26 protein-coding genes and 1 riboswitch are annotated in these 20,684 nt (G+C 36.1%); of the genes, 17 read left to right on the forward strand and 9 right to left on the reverse strand.

Going from position 1 to position 20,684, the window contains the following annotated elements; all coding sequences use genetic code 11:
• The first annotated feature begins 86 nt into the window (after positions 1-86).
• The 3 genes from ACFSW4_RS03745 (at position 87) to ytzI (ending at position 3,120) form a co-directional block, all read left to right on the forward strand.
• Positions 87-1,241, forward strand: a complete 1,155-nt coding sequence (locus ACFSW4_RS03745) for an acyl-CoA dehydrogenase family protein (protein WP_377327532.1) — start codon at positions 87-89, stop codon at positions 1,239-1,241.
• Between the two features lie 217 nt (positions 1,242-1,458).
• Complete coding sequence (locus ACFSW4_RS03750) at positions 1,459-2,949, forward strand: DEAD/DEAH box helicase (protein WP_377327534.1); 1,491 nt, start codon at positions 1,459-1,461, stop codon at positions 2,947-2,949.
• Positions 2,950-2,961: 12 nt separating this feature from the next.
• A complete protein-coding gene (ytzI, locus tag ACFSW4_RS03755; protein ID WP_377327536.1) occupies positions 2,962-3,120 on the forward strand; it encodes a YtzI protein in 159 nt (52 codons plus the stop codon).
• A 262-nt stretch (positions 3,121-3,382) separates the two neighbouring features.
• Here ytzI and ACFSW4_RS03760 read toward each other — a convergent pair whose 3' ends face one another.
• A complete protein-coding gene (locus ACFSW4_RS03760; protein ID WP_054751972.1) occupies positions 3,383-3,853 on the reverse strand; it encodes a thioredoxin family protein in 471 nt (156 codons plus the stop codon).
• Position 3,854: 1 nt separating this feature from the next.
• Positions 3,855-4,277 carry a disulfide oxidoreductase gene (locus ACFSW4_RS03765; protein WP_054751970.1) on the reverse strand — a complete coding sequence of 141 codons (423 nt, stop codon included), beginning with the start codon at positions 4,275-4,277 and terminating at the stop codon, positions 3,855-3,857.
• A 172-nt stretch (positions 4,278-4,449) separates the two neighbouring features.
• Here ACFSW4_RS03765 and ACFSW4_RS03770 point away from each other — a divergent pair, with 172 nt between their 5' ends.
• Genes ACFSW4_RS03770 through arsC form a run of 3 tightly spaced genes read left to right on the forward strand, consistent with a single transcriptional unit; the run spans position 4,450 to position 6,539 of the window.
• Entirely contained in the window at positions 4,450-4,794 is a 345-nt protein-coding gene (locus tag ACFSW4_RS03770) for an ArsR/SmtB family transcription factor (protein ID WP_054751968.1), read from the forward strand.
• Between the two features lie 14 nt (positions 4,795-4,808).
• Positions 4,809-6,101, forward strand: a complete 1,293-nt coding sequence (locus ACFSW4_RS03775; RefSeq protein WP_377327538.1) for an arsenic transporter — start codon at positions 4,809-4,811, stop codon at positions 6,099-6,101.
• 18 nt (positions 6,102-6,119) lie between these two features.
• Complete coding sequence (gene arsC / locus ACFSW4_RS03780; RefSeq protein ID WP_377327540.1) at positions 6,120-6,539, forward strand: arsenate reductase (thioredoxin); 420 nt, start codon at positions 6,120-6,122, stop codon at positions 6,537-6,539.
• A 35-nt stretch (positions 6,540-6,574) separates the two neighbouring features.
• Here arsC and ACFSW4_RS03785 read toward each other — a convergent pair whose 3' ends face one another.
• The 3 genes from ACFSW4_RS03785 to ACFSW4_RS03795 all read right to left on the reverse strand — a co-directional run bounded on the left by ACFSW4_RS03785 (position 6,575) and on the right by ACFSW4_RS03795 (position 8,218).
• Complete coding sequence (locus ACFSW4_RS03785; RefSeq protein ID WP_377327542.1) at positions 6,575-6,958, reverse strand: hypothetical protein; 384 nt, start codon at positions 6,956-6,958, stop codon at positions 6,575-6,577.
• Positions 6,959-6,976: 18 nt separating this feature from the next.
• The gene (locus ACFSW4_RS03790) at positions 6,977-7,513 is read right to left on the reverse strand and encodes a hypothetical protein (protein ID WP_377327544.1); all 537 of its coding nucleotides are present in this window, start codon (positions 7,511-7,513) and stop codon (positions 6,977-6,979) included.
• Positions 7,514-7,597: 84 nt separating this feature from the next.
• Positions 7,598-8,218, reverse strand: a complete 621-nt coding sequence (locus ACFSW4_RS03795) for a lysoplasmalogenase (protein WP_054751961.1) — start codon at positions 8,216-8,218, stop codon at positions 7,598-7,600.
• 111 nt (positions 8,219-8,329) lie between these two features.
• Between ACFSW4_RS03795 and ACFSW4_RS03800 the strand changes: the two genes are divergently transcribed.
• Positions 8,330-8,827, forward strand: coding sequence for a DUF4269 domain-containing protein (locus ACFSW4_RS03800; protein WP_377327546.1), 498 nt, complete (start codon positions 8,330-8,332; stop codon positions 8,825-8,827).
• Between the two features lie 11 nt (positions 8,828-8,838).
• Positions 8,839-9,519 (forward strand): class I SAM-dependent methyltransferase, encoded by a 681-nt coding sequence (locus ACFSW4_RS03805; protein ID WP_054751957.1) that lies wholly within the window; start codon positions 8,839-8,841, stop codon positions 9,517-9,519.
• Positions 9,520-9,550: 31 nt separating this feature from the next.
• On the opposite strand, the gene ACFSW4_RS03810 is transcribed toward ACFSW4_RS03805, so the two are convergent.
• The gene (locus ACFSW4_RS03810; protein WP_377327548.1) at positions 9,551-10,321 is read right to left on the reverse strand and encodes a SurA N-terminal domain-containing protein; all 771 of its coding nucleotides are present in this window, start codon (positions 10,319-10,321) and stop codon (positions 9,551-9,553) included.
• Between the two features lie 261 nt (positions 10,322-10,582).
• On the opposite strand from ACFSW4_RS03810, the gene ACFSW4_RS03815 reads away from it, so the two are divergent.
• The 4 genes from ACFSW4_RS03815 to ACFSW4_RS03830 all read left to right on the forward strand — a co-directional run bounded on the left by ACFSW4_RS03815 (position 10,583) and on the right by ACFSW4_RS03830 (position 12,733).
• Positions 10,583-10,780 carry a cold shock domain-containing protein gene (locus tag ACFSW4_RS03815; RefSeq protein ID WP_054751951.1) on the forward strand — a complete coding sequence of 66 codons (198 nt, stop codon included), beginning with the start codon at positions 10,583-10,585 and terminating at the stop codon, positions 10,778-10,780.
• A gap of 84 nt (positions 10,781-10,864) precedes the next feature.
• Positions 10,865-11,332, forward strand: coding sequence for a GNAT family N-acetyltransferase (locus ACFSW4_RS03820; protein ID WP_377327550.1), 468 nt, complete (start codon positions 10,865-10,867; stop codon positions 11,330-11,332).
• 39 nt (positions 11,333-11,371) lie between these two features.
• On the forward strand, positions 11,372-12,250 hold the full coding sequence (locus ACFSW4_RS03825; protein WP_377327552.1) for a GNAT family N-acetyltransferase: 879 nt from the start codon (positions 11,372-11,374) through the stop codon (positions 12,248-12,250).
• A gap of 63 nt (positions 12,251-12,313) precedes the next feature.
• Complete coding sequence (locus ACFSW4_RS03830; RefSeq protein WP_054751944.1) at positions 12,314-12,733, forward strand: organic hydroperoxide resistance protein; 420 nt, start codon at positions 12,314-12,316, stop codon at positions 12,731-12,733.
• Between the two features lie 96 nt (positions 12,734-12,829).
• Here ACFSW4_RS03830 and ACFSW4_RS03835 read toward each other — a convergent pair whose 3' ends face one another.
• Complete coding sequence (locus ACFSW4_RS03835) at positions 12,830-13,405, reverse strand: 3D domain-containing protein (protein ID WP_377327554.1); 576 nt, start codon at positions 13,403-13,405, stop codon at positions 12,830-12,832.
• A gap of 321 nt (positions 13,406-13,726) precedes the next feature.
• Here ACFSW4_RS03835 and ACFSW4_RS03840 point away from each other — a divergent pair, with 321 nt between their 5' ends.
• On the forward strand, positions 13,727-14,284 hold the full coding sequence (locus ACFSW4_RS03840) for an NADPH-dependent FMN reductase (RefSeq protein ID WP_054751942.1): 558 nt from the start codon (positions 13,727-13,729) through the stop codon (positions 14,282-14,284).
• A 20-nt stretch (positions 14,285-14,304) separates the two neighbouring features.
• Here ACFSW4_RS03840 and ACFSW4_RS03845 read toward each other — a convergent pair whose 3' ends face one another.
• Together ACFSW4_RS03845 and ACFSW4_RS03850 are read right to left on the reverse strand one after the other, a co-directional pair.
• Positions 14,305-15,075 (reverse strand): enoyl-CoA hydratase, encoded by a 771-nt coding sequence (locus ACFSW4_RS03845; RefSeq protein ID WP_054751940.1) that lies wholly within the window; start codon positions 15,073-15,075, stop codon positions 14,305-14,307.
• A 12-nt stretch (positions 15,076-15,087) separates the two neighbouring features.
• A complete protein-coding gene (locus tag ACFSW4_RS03850) occupies positions 15,088-16,329 on the reverse strand; it encodes a helix-turn-helix domain-containing protein (protein WP_377327556.1) in 1,242 nt (413 codons plus the stop codon).
• A 106-nt stretch (positions 16,330-16,435) separates the two neighbouring features.
• Positions 16,436-16,619: riboswitch (cobalamin riboswitch) on the forward strand.
• Positions 16,620-16,745: 126 nt separating this feature from the next.
• Between ACFSW4_RS03850 and ACFSW4_RS03855 the strand changes: the two genes are divergently transcribed.
• The 4 genes from ACFSW4_RS03855 (at position 16,746) to ACFSW4_RS03870 (ending at position 20,441) form a co-directional block, all read left to right on the forward strand.
• Positions 16,746-17,720: an ABC transporter substrate-binding protein gene (locus tag ACFSW4_RS03855; RefSeq protein WP_377327558.1), complete on the forward strand. Its 975-nt coding sequence runs from the start codon at positions 16,746-16,748 to the stop codon at positions 17,718-17,720.
• A gap of 14 nt (positions 17,721-17,734) precedes the next feature.
• Complete coding sequence (locus tag ACFSW4_RS03860) at positions 17,735-18,775, forward strand: FecCD family ABC transporter permease (RefSeq protein ID WP_377327560.1); 1,041 nt, start codon at positions 17,735-17,737, stop codon at positions 18,773-18,775.
• A 13-nt stretch (positions 18,776-18,788) separates the two neighbouring features.
• The gene (locus tag ACFSW4_RS03865) at positions 18,789-19,553 is read left to right on the forward strand and encodes an ABC transporter ATP-binding protein (RefSeq protein WP_377327562.1); all 765 of its coding nucleotides are present in this window, start codon (positions 18,789-18,791) and stop codon (positions 19,551-19,553) included.
• A 69-nt stretch (positions 19,554-19,622) separates the two neighbouring features.
• The gene (locus ACFSW4_RS03870; protein WP_377327564.1) at positions 19,623-20,441 is read left to right on the forward strand and encodes a DUF368 domain-containing protein; all 819 of its coding nucleotides are present in this window, start codon (positions 19,623-19,625) and stop codon (positions 20,439-20,441) included.
• The last annotated feature ends 243 nt before the right edge of the window (positions 20,442-20,684 follow it).

The following is a 20,684-nucleotide window of genomic DNA, read 5'->3' on the forward strand; positions in this document are numbered from 1 at the left end:
ACATTTTAAAATTTTGTGTAATTGTATTAAGCTAATCCCTAGTATAGACATATGATATCTTATACTTAAGAAGGGAGCTTAACATAATGTCACAAAATCAACAGTTATTTTTAAAAAACGAACGACATATTGACTTATATAAGCGAGCGGAACAATTATCATCTGAATTAAAAGAACATGCGAATAAAGCTGATCGTGAAGGCCGCTTTTTAAATGAAACGGTACAGACATTAAAGAATCATCAATACTTGTCATTAGTATTACCCGAAACATATGGGGGTATGGATTTATCCTTGTACGAATGGTTACTAATGCAAGAGAAGATTGCTGAAGGAGATGCTGCAACTGCTTTATCTGTAGGTTGGCATAATGGGATATTAATGGAGTTAAAAGAAGGAAACCTCTGGTCACAAGAACATTTTAAATGGATTGCAGGAAAGGCTCAGGAACAAAAATTATTTAATCGCGCTTCAACGGAAAAGAACACAGGGAGTCCAACACGCGGCGGTCGTCCTGAAACTGTTGCTAAAAAGGTGGAAAAAGGTTTTATAATAAATGGACGAAAAACATTCACCACTATGGCGGAAGTATTAGATTATGCAATTGTTGCAGCCTGGATAGAAGACGAAGAACAAATCGGATGGTTTGTAGTCGATATGAAAAGCAAAGGTGTGTCTGTAGATCAAACCTGGGATACACTGGGTATGCGCGGTACAGCGAGTGATGACCTAGTTTTATCAAATGTAAAATTAAGTGAGGACAGTTTAGTTGAATTAAAAGGGAAGCGGTCAGGTCCCAAAGGGTGGCTATTGCACATTCCAGCTTGTTATTTAGGAATTGCCCAAGCGGCTTTGAATGATGCAGTCCTATTTGCAAAAGACTTTAAGCCCAACAGTTTAGACCATCCCATATCTAAGGTATCTCATATTCGTCAGAAGATCGGTGAGATGAATATGATTTTAAGACGCGCAAGAACGTATTTATACCGTGTTGCTGAAGAATGGGACCGTCATCCTGATGGTCGTCATCAATTGGCTAAGGAACTAGCAGTTGTTAAAGTAACTGTAACAAATGATGCAAATAAAGTAGTTGATTTGGCAATGCGTGTTGCAGGTGGAAGAGGATTATCTAAATCATATCCCTTCGAACGCTACTATCGTGATGTTAGAGCTGGACTTCATAATCCACCTATGGATGATATGATCATTGAACAGTTGGCTTCGGAGCTCCTTGATGATTAAAAAGTTGACTTTTAATGACTGAAACAGTTATACTGAATTGTCTTATGAAAAGTTCGGAGATTAATTTTGATTTAGTATTCCTTCATAAAATTATCTATATTAAGGAAAGCTATTTTTAGAATATATGACGTGTTCTTTTTAGTCCATGCCTAAAAGGAAAGTCAGACGAGTTTTTCATAATCAAGATAATTTTACTTAATTTTTAGGAGGAAACAGATTGATCGCATTTAAAGATTTTAATATTGGTGAAGAAATTGTCAAAGCACTATCGAATATGGGTTTTGAGAATCCAACACCGATTCAAGAGAAAGCTATTCCGGTTGCATTAGAAGGCCGGGATATGATTGGACAAGCACAAACAGGTACAGGGAAAACAACAGCATTTGGTGTTCCAATGATCGAGAAAATGGACATGAGCCAATCAAAGGTTCAAGGTCTAGTCATTGCACCAACCCGTGAACTAGCCATTCAGGTTGGTGAAGAGTTAAACAGAATTGGACAGAACAAAGGTGTTAGAACCGTTCCAGTCTATGGTGGGCAAGACATTCAACGTCAAATTAAAGCGTTGAAGAAGCGTCCTCAGATTGTGGTGGCGACACCTGGTCGTTTATTGGACCATATTCGTCGTAAAACGATTCGTTTAGATGAAATTCACACGTTAGTGCTGGATGAAGCTGACGAAATGTTAAACATGGGCTTTATTGAAGATATTGAAGCTATTATGGCTGAAATTCCTTCAAAATACCAAACACTTCTATTTTCTGCAACGATGCCGAAACGAATCCAGAACTTAGCTGAACGATTTATGGATCAACCAGAAGTTATTCGTACAAAATCAAAGCAACTGACTGTTGAGAATATTGAGCAGTTTTATTTAGAAGTAAAAGAGCCTCAAAAGTTCGATGTGTTATGTAAGCTTTTAGATATCGAATCGCCTGAACTGGCCATCATCTTTGGTCGTACAAAAAAGCGTGTTGACGAATTAACAGAAGGTTTATTAAAACGTGGCTATTCTGCTGAGGGTATTCACGGAGATATTACTCAAGCAAAACGTGAACGTGCGATAAAACGTTTTAAAGATCAGACAACGGACATACTAGTTGCAACAGATGTTGCAGCACGTGGTTTAGATATTTCAGGTGTTACACATGTTTACAACTTTGATTTACCTCAGGACCCTGAAAGCTATGTTCACAGAATCGGACGAACAGGCCGTGCAGGTAACAAAGGTCAAGCCATCACATTCGTAGTACCAAGAGAATTTGAACATCTAAAGAATATTGAAGAACTAACAAAGCATAAAATGACTCGTAAAATAGTTCCTTCATATGATGATGTTTTAGAAGGTATACAAAAAGCAACTCGTGATGAATTACTCAATGCGATTGAGGAGCAAGATCTACAAAAGTATAAACGTGTAGCTGAGAATTTATTAGACGAGTATCACTCCGTTGACGTAGTTGCAGCTGCAATAAAGTTATTAGCTAAAGAACCAGACCGCACACCGGTTAAATTGACTGCCGTTTCACCATTAAGAGTGAAAAAAGTAGGTCATAAAGGCGGTAAAGGCGGCGGTGGCAACCGTAACCGTGGTCGCCGCGGCAGGCAAGGTGATCGTAAACAAGGTGGAGGTCGCAGGCGCGATGATCGCCGATCAAACAACAGAGGACAAAAAGGGAACCGTAAACGTCGCAACTCAAATCAATAGAGGTGTTTAAAGATGTTAAAAGTTCTTATCATTTCAATTGCGATTGTATTAGGTGTATTGGCATTAACAGTGTTTGCCATTTCTAAGGGTTATGCTTACAATCATAAAGTTGACCCAATGCCTGATCGTCATAAAAAAGACGACGATGATGATTCAGACAATCAGCAATGAATAGACTAAGCCCCAGTTAGTAAAAACTAGCTGGGTTTTTCTTATTCTTGTTAATGTATGAATGTCTCATAAATTAGCTGGAATGTCCTATAAACTTGATTGAATGTCTCATAAAATAAGACGAATACCCATTTTCGACAAAATTCGATTCCTCATCTTTGCCCCTAATGTCTCATAAACATTTTCTAGAGTCCCATAAATTTTGATATTGAGAAAAGAGATTAAAAAAAGCGATCCCCACCAAGGAATCGCTCTTAAATAATTATTCAACCACGTGCTCATTAAAAAATGCTTCGAACTGTTCAGTCGGAACAGCACCTTTCACTCGGGCAACTTCTTCACCGTTTTCAAATCGGACTAAGGTTGGTGTTGCTTCAATGTTATATTCATTCCAACCTTCCTCAAACTCTAACACATTATACTGCTGAACTTCTACACCCATATCTTCTGCAAGTGGCATTAATCGTGGAGTTGCTTCACGACAATATTTACAAGTTGGGCTAAAGAAATATACCGTTACATCTTCACCAGCATCAAGCTTTTCTTGGAGCTGATTAGGAGTAATGATGTTTTGATAATGAGGATCATCTAATAAATCTATTGTCGCTTGATCTAATTGTGATTTCCCATATGGGTTGTCCTCACTAACGTCTTCTTGAGCCATATTTGTCAAAACAGCCGTTGCAGCGAATAGAGCTACAATGATAACGCCAAATATAATGAGTTTTTTCATATTAATCCTCCTTAATATTCCTTAAAACAAAAATTGATGTAAATAAAATGATCAAGAAAGCTAGTCCAGCTAAAAATGGAATCGTGATAAAGCCTAACCAATTAATATAAGCGCCAGTACAAGAAACCTGTCCGCACGCTGGTGATGATTGTTGTAATGCTTCCACTTTTTGAATGGAATAATGATAAGTCGATATCAAGAAGCCGATAAGAGACAATGTGATGGTATAGTAAACCACTTTAATGTCTTTAAGGGCAATACCCACAAATAAAATGATCACCATCGGATACATAAAAATCCGCTGGACCCAGCAAAATTTACATGGTTCAAAGAGTTTAATTTCTGAGAAGTAGAGTGAGCCTAATGTTGCGACTAGTGCAACAACCCAAATAAATATTAATAAGTTCTCATTAATTTTTTTCATGTACACACCTACTTTTATTCAAAAAAGATTATATTATGAATTTTACTAGATTGTAAGTGATTTGTACTGAGAATATGTAAATAAATTTTGAAGTTTATATAAATACAGTTGAAAGTTAATTAAAACAATTATATTATTATATAAGCAATAACTTATATAAGTGGGTGATGCAATGGAAAAGACATACCTTGAAGTTGAAGAGGTAGCTAAAATTCTTAAACTTATGGGCGATCGCACCCGTTTATCCATAATGCGTTATGTGAATGTGGATGAATGTTGTGTTTGTGAATTGGTGGAATTACTTGAATTATCCCAGCCCGCCATCAGTCAGCATCTTAGAAAGTTAAAGGATGCTAAATTAATTAATGAAAAGAGAAAAGGGCATTGGGTGTTTTATTCAATAAACCGTGAGCATCCAGCCATTGAAATAATCAATGATATTTTAGGTTATTTACCTAATGGGAAAAAGGAACTTGAAGAGCTTTCTAACAATAATTTACGCATCATTTGTGACTAGAGAGGGAGTTTTACGTGGATATTTTAGCAGCAAGTCTGATTTTCTTAATCACACTTACGCTTGTCATCTGGCAGCCCAAAAACTTAGGGATTGGCTGGTCAGCTTGTGGGGGTGCTATCTTAGCACTCATATTTGGAGTCGTGACATTTGGTGATGTCATTGCAGTTACAGATCTTGTCTGGAACGCAACATTAGCGTTTGTAGCAATCATACTTATTTCATTAATACTAGATGAAATTGGGTTCTTTGAGTGGGCGGCTCTTCACATGGCTCGTATGGCCAAGGGAAGCGGCCTTAAAATGTTTATTTATGTTACGTTACTCGGTGCAGCAGTAGCAGCATTATTCGCCAATGATGGTGCCGCACTAATCTTAACGCCAATCGTATTATCAATGGTTCGAGCATTGAATTTTAAAGAGGCTATGATTTTGCCATTTATTATGGCAAGTGGATTCATCGCTGATACCACTTCATTACCATTAGTTATTAGTAACTTAGTCAACATTGTATCAGCTGACTTTTTTGGATTAGGTTTTACAGAATATTTAGTTCGTATGGTTATTCCGAACTTATTTTCTTTATTAGCCAGTATAATTGTTCTTTATTTATTCTTTAGAAAATCACTACCTAAGGATTACGATTTATCTAAACTCAAACAACCTCATGAAGCGATCAAAGATCAGAAAATGTTCCGCTTATCCTGGGTTGTCTTAGGCATCCTATTAATTGGATATTTTGTCAGTGAATTTCTAGAGATTCCAGTATCGTTTGTAGCTGGAGTTATTGCATTATTCTTCTTATGGATGGCCAAAAGAAGCCCAGCTGTTCCTACGACTGAAGTTGTAAAAGGTGCCCCATGGGATATCGTGTTTTTCTCTATCGGGATGTATGTCGTCGTTTACGGACTTCGTAATGTTGGACTGACAGATTTACTAGCACAAGTCATAGATTCTGCAGCCAATTATGGATTACTGGCTGCGACTATGTCGATGGGCTTTATTGCTGCCATATTATCGTCCATCATGAACAATATGCCAACTGTTATGATCGATGCTTTAGCCATTGCAGAGACGAATACAACTGGTTCTATAAGAGAAGCCTTAATTTACGCAAATGTAATCGGAAGTGATTTAGGGCCTAAGATTACACCAATTGGTTCACTAGCCACTCTATTATGGCTACATGTTCTATCTAAAAAGGGGATTCATATCTCTTGGGGATATTATTTTAAAGTCGGAATTATTCTAACCATTCCAGTATTGTTTTTCACCTTACTAGGGTTGTATGTATCATTATTATTGATTTAACAAAGCGAGGGATTCAGAATGTCTGATCAACCAGTATTATATTTTTTATGCACAGGTAACTCATGCCGTAGTCAAATGGCTGAAGGATTAGGAAAAGACATATTAGGAAATCATTGGGAGGTCTATAGTGCAGGGATAGAAGCGCATGGCCTTAATCCTAAAGCGGTCGAGATCATGGATGAAATTGGGATAGACATATCTGATCAGGAATCATCTGTCATTGATCAGAATCTCTTAAACAAAACCGATCTAGTCATTACGCTTTGCGGAGATGCTCGTGAGAACTGCCCAGTATTACCACCAAATGTTAAATCTGAACACTGGGGGTTAACTGACCCAGCTAAGGCTGAGGGTACAGAAGAAGAAGTGAATCAAGTATTTCGTGACGTACGAGATGAAATTAAAAAAAGAATTAAAGAGCTAAAAGACAGAACTTAAACAAATTGCCTAAGACAATGAATGGTCTTAGGCAATTATTTATCTTTTCCAAAGTTAAAATGAGTTTGCACTTCCCAATAATCAGAAATCACGTTCGCTTGGTCATTCTTTTTATAGACGAGCGTTAATATCTTTTGGTTTTTATCATTTTCAAAGATCATTCGTCCGTGTGGTAAATAATCATATTTAAGCCCAGAATTATTATAATAAAAATCTCTTGGTTGACTGTTAATTTGTTCAATGATGTTATTTATTCTGTCTAAATTATGTATCGTCTCGGTTATTTCACCATTTTTAATAATTGTTACCTGCTCATAACGATCATTGATTATATTTGAGTGGTATAACGTAATGTAAATACCTAAACCTACAGTCAACAAGGCTAATAAGATGAGGGAATAAATTTTAATTGATTTCATCACTAATTCCTTTTCACTTTAATTAGAGTCATGCTGTGCTTCCAAATACTGTTGCATTGCTTCTTTTTCAAATTTAGTGTGGTTTTCCCAATCTCGTGTGATTTTCCATCCATTGTCGTTATTAATCGTAGTCAGTTCACCATTTTTTTTAACGATGTTTTCAGATTCGTCATCATAGTACTTAATTTTCATCGTATAGTCATAGTTGATAGATCCATCCTCGTTTTCCTTTACCTTTTCTAATGATATATCTTGTAGCTTCACTTTTTTCCCAAGTGCTTGAGCTATTTGGGGGATGATGATTAACTGACGATTAAGGGTTAAATCCTCAAGAACTTCATTAGTCTCATAAGGTTCAATTTTCCTAGAGAATTTTTGACTTACTTTAGTAGGATGTTTTTCATTTAATAAGTTAGGGTTTTCGATATTATAAAGTTTCGACTTATAGTCTGTCACGAATTCTTTTAACTCTTTTTCATCATCTGAAGTATCATCGCAGGCGGCTAATGTTAGAATGAAAGATCCTAACAAAAGAATAATCATCACCTTTTTCAATTAGTAAACGCCCCTTTATCAAAACTTATCTAAATTTTAACACAATTTCATGCGACTTTCTAACTACCTGGCCTGTCAATCATGTTATGAATCGTATGATCTTAAACTAAAGACTATCAAAAATTGTGCCGAGTAATAAGTACTCATAACTAAAATACTTGATAAAGGAATTGTTGTGACAAATAAGTTCCAAGCTAAAATCGAATCTGATATCACAAACAATACAGCTCCAATAGCAGCATAGAGGTTTCTCGTCATAATGGCTGTCCATGCCATAGCAGATATTACTATAATGTATAATGTAATAGGGAAACTTAGAGAACTGTCTGTTAAGGAGTTAAGGATGCCGTTTCCCAAAATATAGCTATATATGACGAGTGGAACAATAGTCATACCACGAACTAAGGATGGCTTGAACTTTGTGATAAAACCAGCCATATAGAAAATGTGACCGAGCAAAAATGCCGAAAGACCAATGACAAACCAGTGTAATGTTACGTCACCAATTAAACTAAAAATTAAACCAATAACCACAGCATAATGTATAAAAAAGCGTTGTTTTGGAAGGTTTATAAGAGCATAGATAATCATGAGTACCATTGGCAATGCTTTAAACAGTAGCTTTATGGCAAGAGGGGATTCAGGTAAAATAAAAATATAAAAGATAGCCGTTAGTAGAATCAATAAAGGAAGGACTTTCTTCATCGTTATGCACTCCTTTTTAATAGTGTACGAAAGTGAAGTTAATTTACACAATATGAAAGAATAGTAGAATATATGAGTCATTTGTGAATTTGATGTATGGGAGTACTTAGATTGAAGCGTAAAGAAGAGGCAATAGATGCTATTAAAAAATTAGATATTTGTAATCAATTAAGTGAATACAAACCTGAGCTTTGTGGAACAATCCCGCTTGGAATAGACGTGTCAACTTCTGATTTAGACATCATAATGGAAGTGAAAGACTTAACGTCTTTTGAAGATAAGATAAAGCTTCTGTATAGTGATCAACCCTATTTTAAGATCAATAGAAAAATAATAAGAGGAAAGCATGTTGTTAAAGCTAACTTTGTTTATAAAGGATTTGAATTTGAGCTATTTGGTCAAGACGTACCAGTACATGAGCAGTATGCTTATTTACATATGGTTATTGAGAAAAAAATTTTACTAAAGAATCCTGAATTAAAACCAAAAATGATCTCACTTAAACAGCGTGGGTATAAAACGGAGCCTGCTTTTTGTAAGGTATTAGGGATAGCAGGCGATCCGTACGAAGCACTTATTCAGTACGGAAAAGATCAATCATACATTTAGGAGGCGTACTAATGGCTAATACATGGCATGAGCAAGCAAAAATAATGTGGAATCATAATGCAACGTTTTGGAATTCAAGAAGTCAAAACATGTGGGATGAAGGAAGCAGAAAATCAATTGTTCCTTTCTTTACAAAATATGTTGAGCCGAATTCTAAAGTGTTAGATCTAGGATGCGGAGATGGTTATGGGTCATATAAACTGTGGAAAGAAGGTTATGATGTATCGGGCGTCGATTTATCTGATGAAATGGTCAAGTTATGTCAAAGTCGATTAACAAAAGAACAAGACCGATTATCATTTCAACAAGCTGACATGATGAAGTTACCGTTTGAAGACCAATCTTTTGATGCTTTAATGGCTATTAATGCACTAGAATGGGCAGAAGTTCCAATTAAAGCATTTAATGAAGTTTCCAGAGTTGTCAAACCTGGCGGAACATTATGTATCGGAATATTAGGACCAACAGCAGCACCAAGAGCTAATAGCTATAACCGCTTGTATGGTGAAAGTGTGATCATGAATACCATGATGCCGTGGGAGTTCGAACAGCTAGCCAAAGAGCAATCCTTAAATGTTTTAGATCAAGAGAAGGTATATAAGCGAGGTGTGGATTTAAAACATGTCGGCAGTTTATCAGAAGATATGCAACAAGCACTAACGTTTATGACAGTTTTTATGTTAACAAAATAGCTACCGCAATTTTGCGGTAGCTAAGTTAACATTAAATTAAGATTTCAACTTCAGCTTTTTCACGAAGCTGTTTTAAGTGTTCCATTTCTTTTTCACTAGACTTTTGATTTTTAACTTGTTGTTTTAACTGGTCTTTCATATCTTCTAGGCTTTTATCAACTTTTTGTCCTTGTTGCTCCATAGCCTTTTTATAACTGTCATAAGCCTTCTGTAGGTCTTTATCAGTTACTTTAGGCTCTTCAACATTTTGTTCAAGGTACTTCGTTGTAATTAAGTTCTGACGAATATTTTCTTTAACTTCTTTTTCAGAAGTGTCATTTTCTTTTAGAATTTCTTCTTCGCTCTCTAAATCAGTTGCTTCTTTAACTTGATCGATTTGTTTCTTATATTCTTCTTGAATTTTATCTTCACTAGGTTTAATGCCTTGTTCTTTTGCTGCTTGTTTTACTAGTTCAATGCTAATTAAATTATCTAAAGCTTGTTTTTGAATTTGATCAGCCATTTTCGATGGGTCTTGTCCCATTTGTTGGTATCGTTGTTCAAAGAAACTAACGCTTGATTTAAGGTCAGCTCCTAGTAGTTCAGTGCCATTAACTTTAGCAACTACTTGATCGTCTTCTATATCTTTTGTAGCAGTCGTATCTTCATTACCTTCTTTATTATTTTCTTGGTTATTCTCTTCACCATTTTGTTCTTCTTGATTGGTTTCTTCTGAATTATTTTCTCCTTCGCTGTCGCCTCCGCAGGCAGCTAAGAAAGCCGTTAACATCACGAATAAAATCGCTGTTAAGAACTTCTTCATTCAATAACACTTCCTTTTGTAAATAAATATTAGGTTTCGAGTATGAATTGTAGCATACTGTCAGACCATGATACAAGTTATAGTAAACATGTAAAGAAAATGTAATGTGTGTCGAATCACTTGCTTTTTCTGAACAAAAAGAGTAAAGTATAAATTGAACGAAGTAATTGGGATCGATGTTTACTGAATGACCTCTTTAAGGAAGTCAAAGTAACAAGATTCAATTGTTTTGTCGTAATACTTTTAAGGAGGTCATTTTAAATGACAGGTACAGTAAAATGGTTTAACGCAGAAAAAGGTTTTGGATTTATCGAGCGTCCAGACGGAGATGACGTATTCGTACACTTCTCAGCAATTCAAGCAGACGGTTTCAAAACTTTAGCTGAAGGTCAAAACGTTGAGTTCGAAATCGTTGAAGGCGATCGTGGACCACAAGCAGCTAACGTTGTTGCTAAATAATATACGTTAACAAACTGACTTTAAACGCGCGTAAATATTCATTTACGTGCGTTTTTCTATATTTACATATAAAGAGGTGACACCATGAACTGGGAAAATAAGTCATTCAGTGAACTAACAAACGATGAATTGTATCATATTCTAAAACTTCGAGTAGATGTATTTGTCGTTGAACAGAATTGTCCATATCCAGAAATAGATGGATATGACCAAGAATCACGACATCTGTACTTGATTAATGAGGGACAAATTTTGGCCTATTGTCGCATCATCCCACCAAATGTAAAATTTGAAGAAGCTTCAATTGGACGTGTCATTACTCATGACAGTACGAGAAGAACTGGAATTGGAACAGAATTAATTAATCGAGCCCTAGAATATATTAGTCAAACGTATAGTGACTCAAATGTCAAAATCGAAGCGCAAGCTCATTTACAACAATTTTACGGTAACTGCGGATTTCAAACCATTTCTGATGAGTTTTTAGAAGATGGCATCCCTCATGTTGAAATGATTTTTTTAGGAAAAACAGCAGAAAAGCAGGATTTATAAATGCTTTTGTTTAAAGTAACACAATAGGATGTGATCATAATGACCCAAATTAAATTTAAAAAAGTTTCGGATTGTTCGTTAAGTGAAGTGGTTTCTGTCTGGAATCGTGGATTTGAAGGTTACTCAGTCGATGTTACCATGGATACACAAACGTTTTTAAGGCGTATGGTGACAGAGGATTTAGTCGCCGAGGCATCGATTATAGCATTAGATGCTGACTCACCCGTAGCGATTGTAATGAATGGTTTTAGGAAGCATGATGACAAAGTTTATGCATGGAACGGTGGTACAGGTATCCTTCCAGAGTTTAGAGGGACGGGGCTGAGTCATACGCTTATAGAAGAAGTACAAGCGGTATATCACGAACAAGGTGTTAACGTCGCTAATCTTGAAGCCATAACGACAAATGAAAGAGCCATTAATCTATATGAAAAACATGGTTATGAGTTAATAGAACGTTTGGGTTTTTATGCAGGGCCTCAAGAGAATCAAGATATCACGGTTATTCATGATTACGAATTAGAATGTGTTAGAGTTCCAAGAGAAAAGATACGATCACTTTCATTTTTTCAGCAAGACATGCCTTGGCAGAATCAGATGGAGAGTTTAAAGGAAGGAATCGGTTATATTTTATATGACAGGGAACGACCAATTGGGTATGCTATGACAAAGGAACGGTATGATGTTTACGGCAATGTGGAGTCAGTTCAGCTGTATCAAGTTGGAATTGAACCCATTTTAGAATATGATTTACTCTTAATGTTAACGTTTTTACATAAAATTTTTAAGTTGGATCGCGATGGTGTTAAACGCCATGTTATTAATTATCCAAATCGAGATACAGTTCTTTTAAATGCTTTAAATGAACTGGGCTTTAATAAGACTATCGAACAAGTTCATATGCAAAAGATTTTATAGTTGATGAATGAGAATGGTAATTTTAGGGTATGAAGTAACTAGAACATAAAATGAAGGAGTGGTATTTTGAGTACACTATTTACATCTAAAGCAACAGCTAAAGGTGGTCGTGGTGGTCACGTTAAATCAGACGATGGCATCATTGATTTAAATGTCGTTATGCCAACAGAGAATACAGATGAAACAGGGACAAATCCTGAACAATTATTTGCTGCTACTTATTCAACTTGCTTCGATGGTGCGTTAAACTTAGTTGCCAAGAATAATGATAAAGATATTGATTCTACAACGACTGCTGAAGTAAGTTTTATGAAAGATTCTTCAGATGGAGGCTTTAAGATCTCAGTTAAGCTTATTTCTGAAATGAGCGGTGTTTCCCAAGAAGAAGCTGACGAATTAATGAAAGAAGCACACCAAGTTTGCCCTTATTCAAAAGCGACTAGAGGCAATGTGGATGTTGATTTAGAAGCAAAAGCTAAATAGTTATTATAGTAAAACCGAGGGGGTGCCCTCGGTTTTTTTACTTTATAGTGGTTTATAAAATAACAAGCCTCTGCATTCTCAGCAGAGGCTTGTTTATTAATCTAAAATTCTAATTCGAATTTGTTTGACGCCATATCTCAAAGCATCTGCTTCTTTTGGCATGAAGATATCTATTTCATTACCGTTAATGGCACTTCCGATGTCAGCAGCAATTGCTGTTCCATATCCCTCAACCCATACGCGAGAACCTAACGGAATCACATCTGGGTCTACGGCGATCACTTTTTGATCAGGGTTTGCCCTTAAGTCTACGCCAGTATAGGTTGTACCGCTACACCCGTCACAGTATGCAGTGTAGGCAGTTGCTTTGACGTACATTTGTTTACCGTTCTGGCTTTCTTTACTAACTTGTTGTATGTCTTGATTGTTTTGTTTTTCTTGTGTTTGCTGAGCTTTCTCTTTTTTGGGCTCAGGCTTTATTAATTTTATCTCATCTTTTTTAGCCAATTGGTGATTGGCTTTTGAAAAGAATTGTACATGATGTTCTTGTGCTCCAGTGTTATTATCTAATGTTGTCGGTTGTATCTTAGCTGCGCTTAATGGAGTACTCAACATCATTAGTGCACCAAACGTTAATAAAAACGCGAAGGCACTAACTAGTCGTATACTCATAAAAAAACCTCCATTTATTATGTCAATATGACAAAAGTCTATATTTACTTTCTCGTCCCCAAAAATGGCCCTATAGGAACACTCTTCCTTTAGACCATTGCCAAGTATAACAACTTAGAATGCTAAGTCAATTACAATGCTTGTACAAGAATGTAACATTGTGATGACAAAGTACCACTATGAAGTGTGACAATAGACTTAGATAAGTTATATGAGTTGACGTTTAGTAGTTATTTGGTTTTATACTTTTATTACAAACACAGTAAAACTTAACTTTAATATAAATAGGACAGATATAATGGTTAGGAAGGGGAAGTCACCTTGAAGATTCTACTGATTAATGGCACAGTTGCGGGAGAGAAGACAAAGCATTTATTAAAAGAAGCAGAAAAGCATCTAACAAAGAGAATCACTTCGCACCAAATAGAGACACTTTATTTAGAAGATTTCAAAATGGAATTTGCCGATGGTCGACCTAAAGATGATTATAACGAGGATACAAAGAAGCTAATCGATATGGTTGAACATGCAGACGGTTATATTATAGCAACGCCTGTTTTTCAAGGGTCGATTCCTGGAGCATTAAAAAATATGTTTGATTTAGTATCACCAAAATGTATGCGTTATAAGCCGGTTGCACTAATGGGGAACGGTGGAACGTTTCAACACCATTTAGTTATTGAAAATCAGCTTAAACCTATATTAGATTATTTTCGCTGTTTAACAACGCCGAATTATGTTTATACCCACTCTGCTCATTTTTCAGAAACAAAAGAATTAGTAGATGAAGATGTAAAAAAGCGTATTAAGGACTTAAGCGAAGTATTTGTTAAATACCTAGACTTAAGCCAAGACATAAAAAAATCGACTGACCTCTAGTAAAGTCAGTCGATTTTTACTTATTCCCCTATAAATTGTGGTTCGCGTTTATTTAGAAACGCGTCAATACCTTCTTTGTGATCATGTGTTTGTCGCATTTTTGCTTGTCCTTGAGTCTCTTGGTTAAGCACTTCCTCAAGTTGTGGAAGCTGCTTATTATTAATAATTAACTTAGTCGTGATCATGGATTGTAATGGTGATTGCTGTAGCTTATTTAAATAGTGACTTAAGGCTAAGTCAAGTTGATCTGCTGTGAAATCGACTAGGCCGATTGACTGCGCTTCCTTAGCTGTCATCATTTTACCTTCCCAAATGGTCTGTTTAGCTTTAACAGCCCCTAGCCTTTGTTCCATAAAGAAGTGACCTCCCCCATCAGGAATGAGGCCGATTCCAATAAAGTTCATTGCTACTTTAGCATCTTCTTTAGCAATCACATAGTCAGCAGCTAATGCAACACTTAAACCTAAGCCAGCAGCTGCTCCGTTTAAAGCCGAAATCGTAACTTTTGGCATTGAATAAACGGTAATCACAATATTTTTTATAATACCCATTACTTTTTGAAAGCCTTCAGGATCTGATTCTTGCAGCATGGTTTTCATATCGCCGCCTGCAGAGAAAGCCTTCCCTTCGCCGGTTAACACTAAAATTTTTGAGTCATCTTTTTTAATTTTTTGAAGCTCGTCATTTAACTCTGTTAGTAATTCGACATCCATTGCATTTAATTGATCAGGACGATTAAGTTTAATTGTTGTTATAGGGCCTTCTTTAAGAATATTAATTGTTTTATTCATATACTCACCTCATTATATTTTGATTTCATTAAGTTGTTTGTAATAGTCAATAGCTTTTTCATAATCTTGTTTTTCGGTAAATATTTCTGCCAGTAAATGAAGCAGTTCTTTCATAAGGCCAGTCTCACCAATTGTTTGATAATGTGGGAGAATCACTTTTTCGCATCTTTCAATGAACTTCTCGTTATGAGTTTCATCTGATAACTGATGCCTTAGAATATAATAACGATGGCGGACCTTCGTTAAATTGGTGCCTTGAAGTAAATCTTCTCCCTTTGTTAAATATTCTCTAGCTAAATCTGATTTTCCTTGTTCGTAGTATACTTTTGCAATAATTAAGTTGGAATGAACAATGTCATAAAGGTGAGAATGATGCTCTAGTGCTTCATGAAGTAGCTTTAAGGCGTGTTCAAAATTGCCTCTTCGGTAGTAAAGAATTGCTAAATTGTGAGTGGCTCTCGACCTAACTTTTGGTGAATCACCCATTGGTTTTGACTTAAGCACTTGGTTGAAGTAAGTCTCTGAAATGTCATAAGCACCTAAGTTTAAATAGTTAATACCTAGTAAGTGGTAACAATCTGTCACCTTACGATATTTTAAGTCATTCGCATACTGCTCAAGAGCAATTCCGACGTAATAATTCGAATAAATAGGCTTCTGCATACCCATATATGATAATGCGAGCAGGTAATAAATTTCTGGATCTTTAAGGTTAAAATCTTCTAAGATCTCAACTGCTTTGTGAAAATATTCATTCGCTCTTTTAGAATTTAAATGGCAGTTATAATAAAAGCCTACGATTTTATAAAAATAAAATAGCTTCTTGCCTTCAAAGTGATTTTCTAATCTAAGCAACTCTTGAAAGTTCAAGTTATATTTTTCAGTTGGATTAACGGTAATTAGGTAATAAAAGTGAATGAGCTCGAAATAGTTCTGAACATATGGTTCGTGAAAAGGTGTTAATACTTCTTCAAGTTCATCTGAAAAGTCCTTTGCTTTATCTAATTTCTGTTCAGTAATATTTTGATAAAGTAAATCAATCTGTTCATGAATTTTCTTTTCATCATAAGATGTAATCTTCTCATAGTCCATGTCTAGACGTTCAAAGATTAATTGGATAGTATCGGTCTTAGGCTCAATGGCTCCACTTTCTATTTTACTGAGATACGAAATTGAACATACTCCACTGGCAAGATCTTTTTGAGTCAGTCCATGTTTCGTACGATAAAACTGTATGATGGCCCCGATATCCATTATAATCACCCGTTTCTATGTATCTAGATTGATTCTACCATAAATAATAAAGTTTTATAGAATTGACTTCATAAAAGAATAAGATTAAGATAGATATATCAAATTGAATAAATTGGAACAAGTTGGTGTAAACAGTTTATGTTTACTTAAAAGGGAAGTTCGGTTAGAATCCGACGCGGTCCCGCCACTGTGTATGGGAAGCGACTAATTAACCACTGTCCATAAAGGATGGGAAGGGATTAGAAGCTATGACCCTAAGCCAGGAGACCTGCCCACTTGTTTTAGCTCGTTTTCCTTCGGGTTTAAAGGAACGGCTATGATAGATGTTCTAATCGTAGTTTTGTGGCATCATGCCCTCGTTTTCCAAAGATTCGTTGGAAAGCGGGGGTATTTTTAATTTAGAAAGGGAGATTTAGATGCAGAACAAGATATGGCTATGGTTAGTAACATTGGTTTTAGTTGTCGGGTTAACAGCTTGCCAAGGAGAAGAAAGTAACAATAATGAGAGTACGAATGAAAAAGACCAAGCAACAGAACAAGAGAATAGTGAAGAGTCTTCAAGTACGGGGTTTGAAAGTGTTACCTTAACGGATAAATCAGGAACAGATGTAACCATTGACGAAAAACCTGAAAAGATTGTATCGGTTATTCCGAGTGCAACTGAGATTGTATTTTCAGTTGGAGCTGGTAATGAGGTAGTCGGTGTGTCACAATGGGCTAATTATCCTGAAGAGGTTCAAGATATTGAAAAAGTAGGCGATCAACAGCTTAATATTGAAAAAATTGTTTCTTTAGAACCTGATTTAGTGGTGGCTGATGTTAATAATGCTGATGACATCGATGCTATGCGCAACGCAGGACTTAAAGTGTTAGTGCTAGGTTCACAAAATTTAGATGAAGTGTATAAAGATATACAACTAGTTGGGCAGGCAACAGGTCATACAGATCAAGCTGATGAAATTATTTCAAATATGAAGCAAGATGTAGAAGACGTTCAAAATGCAGTTAACGGGTTAAGTGAAGATGAGAAGAAGCGTGTATGGGTTGAAGTTGGCCCTGAATTATTCTCAGGTGGCGAAGGTTCCTTTATTAATGAATTAATTAATTTAGCTGGTGGTAGAAATATCATTTCAGATCAAGAAGGATGGCCACAAGTCAGCGAAGAGGTTATTTTAGAAAAAGACCCTGAATTTATATTCACGACTTATGGTTATTATGTAGACAATGCCGTTACGAAAGTGATGAAAAGAGAGAATTGGCAAGATGTAACGGCTATTAAAAAAGAACAGGTTTATGACATGCATGGAGATTTATTAACAAGACCTGGACCAAGGTTAACTGAAGGCTTAAAAGAATTAGCCAAAACATTGTATCCAGATTTAATGAAGTAAAGGACGTATAAATAGTGAAAAATAGACATTCCCTTTGGTTATGGATACCTGTATTCTTAATAATATTAATGGCTATGATGAGTCTGTCCGTCACACTAGGAGCTGCGAATATAACTTGGCAGCTTGTCTGGCAAATTATACTTTCGAATATTCCAGGATTTGATCAATTAATAGGTGAAACATGGGATACATCAACGGAGACAATTGTTTGGAATATTCGATTGCCTAGAGTATTATTGGGTGCAGCCGTCGGGGCAGCTTTAGCATTAGCTGGGGCGATTTACCAAGGTGTTCTAAGGAATCCGTTAGCAGATCCCTTTATTTTAGGTGTATCATCAGGAGCATCATTTGGAGCGGCTTTAGTTATTGTATTTGGATTGCAGACATTGTGGCTAGGTCAATTCACTCTTCCAGCAGTTGCATTTTTATTCGGCTTTGTAAGTTTACTTGTTGTCTATTTTTTATCACGAGTGAATCAAAAAGTGCGACTTGAGACGATTATATTAGCTGGAGTAGTCGTACAATCGTTTGTCGGAGCTTGTTTGTCATTAGTTTTAGCTTTATCAAACGAACAATTACAGACGATTGTTTTCTGGATGATGGGCAGTCTGGCGCTAACTGACTGGAGTTATAATCAAATTATTTTCCCGATTATTCTAGTTGTCTCGGTTGTATCGTTGTTTTTTATTAAAGAATTAAACATGTTAGGTCTTGGTGAAGAAGCGGCTCATCATAGTGGAGTCTCAGTACAGCGTACAAGATTCCTGCTATTAATTTTAGCTTCCATCGTCACAGGTGCAGCTGTCTCTGTCTCTGGTGCAATTGGATTTGTTGGGTTAGTCGTACCTCACATCATTCGCCTTATGTTTGGTGCAGATTATCGTGTGATTTTGCCATTATCAATTATAGGTGGTGCGATCTTCTTAGTTGGGGCGGATGCAGTAGCCCGCACGATTTTAGCACCACGTGAACTACCACTAGGTGTTATTACGGCTTTCTTAGGTGCACCGTTTTTCGGTTATTTATTAAGGCGTGCTAAACGAGGGTTCTTTTAGGAGGTAAATTCTAATGCTTGAGATCATAAACGTTAGTAAACAAGTTGACGGAAAGCCAATACTTGAAAATATTAATCTCAATGTTCAAAAAGGTAAGTGTATAGGGCTAATTGGTCCTAATGGTGCAGGGAAGTCAACGATTATAAAGTTAATCTCTGCATTAGAAAAGCCAAGTTCAGGCCAGATTAATTTTATGGGAAAAAATGTTCAAGGGTGGTCTGTGAAAAAACTAGCTAAACATATGGCAGTGTTGACGCAAGAAGGTTTAGCACCATATCCGATTACGGTATATGATTCGGTTTTAATGGGACGCTACCCTCATTTAGGTTTTTTTCAAAGGGAAAGTAAGCATGACCATGATTTAGTAAGTAACGTTTTACAGATAACAGGACTTTCTAATTTGCGTGATCAGCTAATCGACACGTTAAGCGGTGGGGAGCGTCAACGCGTTGCGATTGCAAAAGCAATGGTTCAGCAACCTCAGCTTTTATTACTAGATGAACCAACAACCTTCTTGGATATTGGGCATCAGATGAATATATTAAGGTTGGTTCAAGATTGGCAAAAGCGTGAAGGGCTAACTGTCATCATGGTTCTTCACGATCTGAACTTAGCTGCTCAGTTTTGTGATGAATTGGTTTTAATGGACCACGGTAAAATTGTCCGCACTGGTTCCAGTGAACAAATTATAGCCAAAGAGACATTAGAAAACGTTTATCACGCGCATCCAGAAATCGTGAGACATCCTAAAACCAATATTCCCCAAATTTTATTGTAAAAAGCATTCTTAAAACGTAGCTTGTCTAGTATAATGGATACGAGTAACGAAACGAAATGGGGAAGACAGATGATCGAATGGAGAAACCTTTATCGTGGATTAATAATGGGAGCGAGCGATGTAGTTCCAGGTGTAAGTGGTGGGACTATGGCAGTGCTTCTTGGGATTTATGAACGATTTATTGATGCGTTAAACGGAATTTTTACAAGAGAATGGAAAAGGCATTTAGCGTTTTTAATCCCACTAGGTGTGGGGATTGTTGCAGCCATGGTTTCATTAGCTAAAGTCATAAACTGGGCATTTGAAAACTACCCAAATCAAATTCTATTTTTATTCTTAGGATTAATTGCTGGTGTGATTCCATTTTTAGCTAATAAATCAAATTATAAAGAAACGTTTAGTGGGATACATTATGTGATATTAATAATAGCAGCTGCCTTAGTTGGCTCTATGGCACTATTCGGTGAAGGGCCTGCTGAAACGCCAGTTATAACAACTTATAACATGGAAACGTATATAAAATTATTCTTATCAGGCTGGCTTGCTAGCTCTGCTATGATTTTACCGGGAATTAGCGGATCATTCTTGTTGTTGTTAATTGGTATGTACAGTACCTTTACACATGCGCTAGAAAATTTTGTGTTTGAACCACTTATTCCTCTTGGGTTAGGTATTGTGTTTGGGTTACTCATCATGAGTAAGGTTTTAAACTATTTATTTAATAAGTTCTATTATCAAACATATGCCTTAGTGATAGGATTAGTCATAGGTTCAATCTTTGTTGTTTATCCAGGGTATGAATCTGATCTGATGTTAAATATTATGAGTTTAATTTGCCTAATCATAGGTTTACTCGTAGCATATGGCTTAGGAAAAATAGAATACTAAATATGAAAAAACCACCTGCTCGCAGGTGGTTTTATTCTTCAATTAAGATTGTTTTTTCGCTAGTTTTGTAGAAATATTCTCTACTTCCACAAGTTTATTCGCCACATTTATTAATTTATTCTCCAGTTTGAAAAAATTATGGTGTTCTGTAAAGAAAGTGGACACAATTACTCAAAATTTTTTTGATGAGATGATCAACCATCGCAACTTGACATTGAGCCTCTGATTGCGTGCTGTTTAGCC

The sequence above is a fragment of the Piscibacillus salipiscarius genome (assembly GCF_042685285.1).
Lineage (GTDB): Bacteria > Bacillota > Bacilli > Bacillales > Alkalibacillaceae > Piscibacillus > Piscibacillus salipiscarius.

Coding starts and splice junctions, on each gene's coding strand:
- ACFSW4_RS03770 (WP_054751968.1), top strand. CDS start 4,450: ATGGAAAAGACATACCTTGAAGTTGAAGAGGTAGCTAAAATTCTTAAA.
- ACFSW4_RS03805 (WP_054751957.1), top strand. CDS start 8,839: ATGGCTAATACATGGCATGAGCAAGCAAAAATAATGTGGAATCATAAT.
- ACFSW4_RS03795 (WP_054751961.1), bottom strand. CDS start 8,218: ATGAAGAAAGTCCTTCCTTTATTGATTCTACTAACGGCTATCTTTTAT.
- ytzI (WP_377327536.1), top strand. CDS start 2,962: ATGTTAAAAGTTCTTATCATTTCAATTGCGATTGTATTAGGTGTATTG.
- ACFSW4_RS03810 (WP_377327548.1), bottom strand. CDS start 10,321: ATGAAGAAGTTCTTAACAGCGATTTTATTCGTGATGTTAACGGCTTTC.
- ACFSW4_RS03745 (WP_377327532.1), top strand. CDS start 87: ATGTCACAAAATCAACAGTTATTTTTAAAAAACGAACGACATATTGAC.
- ACFSW4_RS03820 (WP_377327550.1), top strand. CDS start 10,865: ATGAACTGGGAAAATAAGTCATTCAGTGAACTAACAAACGATGAATTG.
- ACFSW4_RS03870 (WP_377327564.1), top strand. CDS start 19,623: ATGATCGAATGGAGAAACCTTTATCGTGGATTAATAATGGGAGCGAGC.
- ACFSW4_RS03835 (WP_377327554.1), bottom strand. CDS start 13,405: ATGAGTATACGACTAGTTAGTGCCTTCGCGTTTTTATTAACGTTTGGT.
- ACFSW4_RS03765 (WP_054751970.1), bottom strand. CDS start 4,277: ATGAAAAAAATTAATGAGAACTTATTAATATTTATTTGGGTTGTTGCA.
- ACFSW4_RS03825 (WP_377327552.1), top strand. CDS start 11,372: ATGACCCAAATTAAATTTAAAAAAGTTTCGGATTGTTCGTTAAGTGAA.
- ACFSW4_RS03845 (WP_054751940.1), bottom strand. CDS start 15,075: ATGAATAAAACAATTAATATTCTTAAAGAAGGCCCTATAACAACAATT.
- ACFSW4_RS03865 (WP_377327562.1), top strand. CDS start 18,789: ATGCTTGAGATCATAAACGTTAGTAAACAAGTTGACGGAAAGCCAATA.
- ACFSW4_RS03785 (WP_377327542.1), bottom strand. CDS start 6,958: ATGAAATCAATTAAAATTTATTCCCTCATCTTATTAGCCTTGTTGACT.
- ACFSW4_RS03850 (WP_377327556.1), bottom strand. CDS start 16,329: ATGGATATCGGGGCCATCATACAGTTTTATCGTACGAAACATGGACTG.
- arsC (WP_377327540.1), top strand. CDS start 6,120: ATGTCTGATCAACCAGTATTATATTTTTTATGCACAGGTAACTCATGC.
- ACFSW4_RS03855 (WP_377327558.1), top strand. CDS start 16,746: ATGCAGAACAAGATATGGCTATGGTTAGTAACATTGGTTTTAGTTGTC.
- ACFSW4_RS03815 (WP_054751951.1), top strand. CDS start 10,583: ATGACAGGTACAGTAAAATGGTTTAACGCAGAAAAAGGTTTTGGATTT.
- ACFSW4_RS03760 (WP_054751972.1), bottom strand. CDS start 3,853: ATGAAAAAACTCATTATATTTGGCGTTATCATTGTAGCTCTATTCGCT.